Genomic DNA, 3,791 nt, shown 5'->3' with positions numbered 1-3,791 from the left:
CCGGCGACGAAGCCCGACAGCGAACCGGCGGTGGCGATGTCACGACGCTTGGCGCTGCGGGTGCGCAGGGCCACGGCCAGCGCGGCGGCGGCCTGGGCGAGCACGGCGGGCGGGATCGGGCCGCCGAGCAGGGTGTAGCCCGGGGTGGAGAGATCGTTGAGCATGATCGGCACCAGGCCCCAGTGCAGGCCGAAGAGCACGAAGACCTGCCACCGGCCACCCATCACGACACCGGCCGCCCACGGGGCAGTGGCGAAGAGCCAGTTGACGCCCGTCGAGACGCCCTGGGCGGCAATGGTGGTGACCGGGCCGACGGTGATGAGGATCAGCGGCACCATGATGGCGATCGTCAGCAGCGGGGTCATGAAGTTGCGCAGCCAGTCGGGCAGGACGCGGTTGAGGCCACGCTCCAGGTAGCTCTGCAGCCACACGCCGATCACGATGGGCAGCACGGAGCTGACGTAGCTCATCATCACCACCGGGATGCCGAAGAACTCGACCTTCTGCCCCGGCACGTTGAGCGCGATGATCGTCGGGTAGACCAGCGCGCCGGCGATCGCCATGGCGGTGAACTGGTTGGCCTTGAAGCGCTTCGCGGCGGTGACGGCCAGGAAGATCGGCAGGAAGTTGAACAGCGCATCGGCGGCCGCGTTCAGGATGATGTAGGTGGTGCTGGTGGTGCTGATCCACTTGAAGGTGGTCGCGGCGGCCAGTCCGGCCTTGAACAGGCCCGCACCCGACAGCGGCCACAGCACCGGCAGGAAGATCGAGCTGATCAGCTGGATGAACTGGTTGAGCAGGTTGCCCTTGGGGTCGGTGTCCTCCTCGGCGGCCGTGTCGCCGGTGAGCTTGGTCATCTCGCCGAGGGCGGCGTAGACCTTGGGGACGTTGTTGCCCACCACCACTTGGTACTGGCCGCCGGCCTTCATCACGGTGATGACGCCGGGCACCTTCTCGACGGCCTTGTCGTCCGCCAGGGACTCGTCGCGCAGCTTGAGCCGCAGCCGCGTGGCACAGTGCGTCGCACTCGCCACATTCTTCTCGCCACCAACGAGCTCGAGGATTCGAGCCGCGGTGTCCTTGTAGTCAATCGACGCCATTGCCGGACCTTGGGGAGTTCTCGAAACTCACTTCACAAGAAGCGTCGACGTTCCCGCGCTGCGTCGTTCCCCCGCCCCCTCCATAAGTTTCCCCCGTCGCTACTCCGACTAGGGGGATCGCCGTCCGCAACGATGCTGGCAGCTCAAGCACAACGAAGGGTTTCCTACAGCCGACTGGCTCTCAGATCGGTCACCCCAGCGACGCGCAGGGCGTCCATGGCGGCGTCTGAGACAGCGAAGGTTCCGTACTTCTGGGCTGCGGACGAGCACCGGATAGTGGTGCCGTGAACCGCCAATCCAACGCAGTGCGCACCCGAACCAAAGTGGTGATGCCGTGATTCACCAGCCTGGCTCAACCTGTCAGATCGCAGCGTGGACGTCTCGTCCGCGCTTTCCCTCGGCTCCTCCTAGGACGCTCCACGATCCGTCTTGCCCCGCGAGGCATCGACCGCATACATGCCGCAGTTGGGGTACTTCGAACAGTGCATCAGCATGGAGTCCTCGAAGTTGGTGTACAGCGCCTGCATTCCCTTTGAAGCCTTGGGAGCTTTGCCGAAGGGGACGAACTTACCCGGTTTGCCACTGTGGGTGCACGGGGTGGGCGAGCCGCCGTCGAAAGTGTCTTTCCCGCCTCCGGAGTCGCCCACCTCACGGTGATACACGGCCTCACCAGCCGCAAGTGCGCGTTCACGGAGTGGTGCGGTTTGTTCACCAGCGTGCCGGAGGATTTCAGCCCGAATCTCGATCAAGAGCTGCTCGAAACTGTGGTTGCCGTTGGGGACCCGGGGGAAGCGCTCAACGTCCACACCCAGGTCCTTGATCCACTGGACTCTTGGCAGACTGAGGTTTTCTCACCAGGTTCCTCGTGTGTGGGTGGCGATCACGGGGGCTGAGCGGACGATGGCGGTGATGCGCCAGGGGTCGAGGGTGACCTTCTGGAGGGCCTTGAAGTGTTTGAGGATGGCGTTGGCTCGTTCGGCTGGGGCGCGGAGTTGGGTGATGAGTCGGTTGCGGGCGAGGGTGTCGGGTGCCAGGTGGTGGCCCTTGATGGGGTGGCAGATGCCGATCCCTGCTCCTTGGTAGCCCTTGTCTGTGAGTGTCTTCAGGCCTTGGGCTGCGGCTGGGTAGAGCGCGGGGAGGACGTGTTGTCGGGCGGCGGTGAGGTCGTGGGTCGAGCCCGGGGACACTGGCGAGGTCCAGATCGGGAAACCGGAGCTGTCGGTGAGGACTTGGACGTTGCCGCCGTGACGGTGGTGTTTTCCTGAGTACCAGGCATCGGTGGTTTTCCCTTGTCCGGCAGGGGTGTGGACGGCGGTGGTGGCAATCAGGGTGCCGTCGAGGCAGAGGAACGCCGCGCCGTGGGCATGTTGGGCGTCGAGGACCTCGTGGAGGTCGGGTGCGCGCTCAGCGACCACGTCCAATGCCTCGTGGAGGTAGCGGTAGCAGGTGGCCTGCGACAGGCCATGGTCACGCGCCAAGCGGTGGATGGGGGTCGCATCACACATCCAGCGGCAGAGCAGGATCGCTTGGGTCCAGCAGGTGGCGGCTCGTTGCCAGGGACGCCGGTCATGTCGACGTCGGTGGGCCGACAGCCACGCTGCGATGCGGCGCACGATGGTCTCGGGAAGGTCAAGGGTGGCACGATAGGACAGCATGCGGGCTCGGATTCTGGTGGACGATGGGTGTCTTGGCAGAAACCGATCCTGCACCACCCGACCCGCATGCACCCACCCCAGTCGACCATCACCCCTTGCCAGAGCATCACTGCCGATGTTCTACAGGCAGCCCTGATGAGAAAACCTCACTGTGGAGCGCCTGCCCTGTGTCGTGTGCATCTAGGGCTCCAGGTGGGGGCGGTAAGACATGGGTAACCGCGTGGACTCTTGGACCGGCTTCGCGCGCTGAGGCTGCGTGATCGCCTTGGTCGAATATCTATCCAGCAACGGCGCCCCATTCTCCGCGCATGTCGAGGACGCCCTGTCGACTACGTGGTGATTGGCCGAGCATCATGCTTAGTTCTGTATCGATCACGAATAAACCGTCCTGGCGGGAGAACCGTCCAGTGGCTACACCGTGCTGATACTCCACAGCAGTCGCGGAAATCAGGTGAATGAGTCCGACATAGTCAAGAGCTACCTCGACTTCAATGGCCTTATCGACTGAGTATCCGCACCAGGTTGATCACCATCGAACACGAAATGACTGACGTTCCGGGGTGGTTGCTCCGGGGGCGCAACTTGACCGACGTTTCCAACCTGCCGGTCGCCGCGAGCCCTCCTTCACCAGGTTCCGAACGATCTTCAGCTGTCATCAGCTGCTGGTTCCCGGCGCCAAGGACCGTATTGTTCCTTTCGAGCGCAGTTGGCGGCACTTTCGTGCCCCGCGCGTAGCGGGGCATCTTGTGGAGTTCGTCTGGGTGCCCGGCGAAGATCACGGCTACGTCCCATTCCTGTTCAACCACCAGGTGGCCGATATGGTCGAGGACTTCATGCGCGCATGCCTTGATAACGCCTGGCTTCGAAGGGGTTGACGACGGTGTCGACCCGTCCCGTCCGTGCCGTCGCAGTACTCCTACGGTCATGAGGCTCGGGGTCGACTGAAGCCCCTCAAACCACCTACCCGACAGGCGGGCTGGCACTCCCATCGAAGCTCTGCAAGGCGACTCACGTGCATAGCAGGCATATGCGCTAG

3 protein-coding genes are annotated in these 3,791 nt (G+C 63.9%); all 3 read right to left on the bottom strand.

Annotation, left to right across the window (positions count from 1 at the left end; translation table 11 throughout):
- Positions 1 to 1,100 (bottom strand): PTS transporter subunit EIIC (locus ACHFFZ_RS16820; RefSeq protein ID WP_394277742.1); only part of this gene is annotated, 1,100 nt, incomplete at its 3' end.
- A 407-nt stretch (positions 1,101 to 1,507) separates the two neighbouring features.
- The gene (locus tag ACHFFZ_RS16815; RefSeq protein ID WP_394277741.1) at positions 1,508 to 1,906 is read right to left on the bottom strand and encodes a hypothetical protein; all 399 of its coding nucleotides are present in this window, start codon (positions 1,904 to 1,906) and stop codon (positions 1,508 to 1,510) included.
- A 45-nt stretch (positions 1,907 to 1,951) separates the two neighbouring features.
- Positions 1,952 to 2,755, bottom strand: coding sequence for a transposase family protein (locus ACHFFZ_RS16810; protein WP_394277740.1), 804 nt, complete (start codon positions 2,753 to 2,755; stop codon positions 1,952 to 1,954).
- Positions 2,756 to 3,791 lie beyond the last annotated feature (1,036 nt).

The sequence above is a fragment of the Luteococcus sp. genome (genome assembly GCF_043424415.1).
Lineage (GTDB): Bacteria > Actinomycetota > Actinomycetes > Propionibacteriales > Propionibacteriaceae > Luteococcus.
This window is presented reverse-complemented; position numbering and strand designations above follow the sequence as displayed.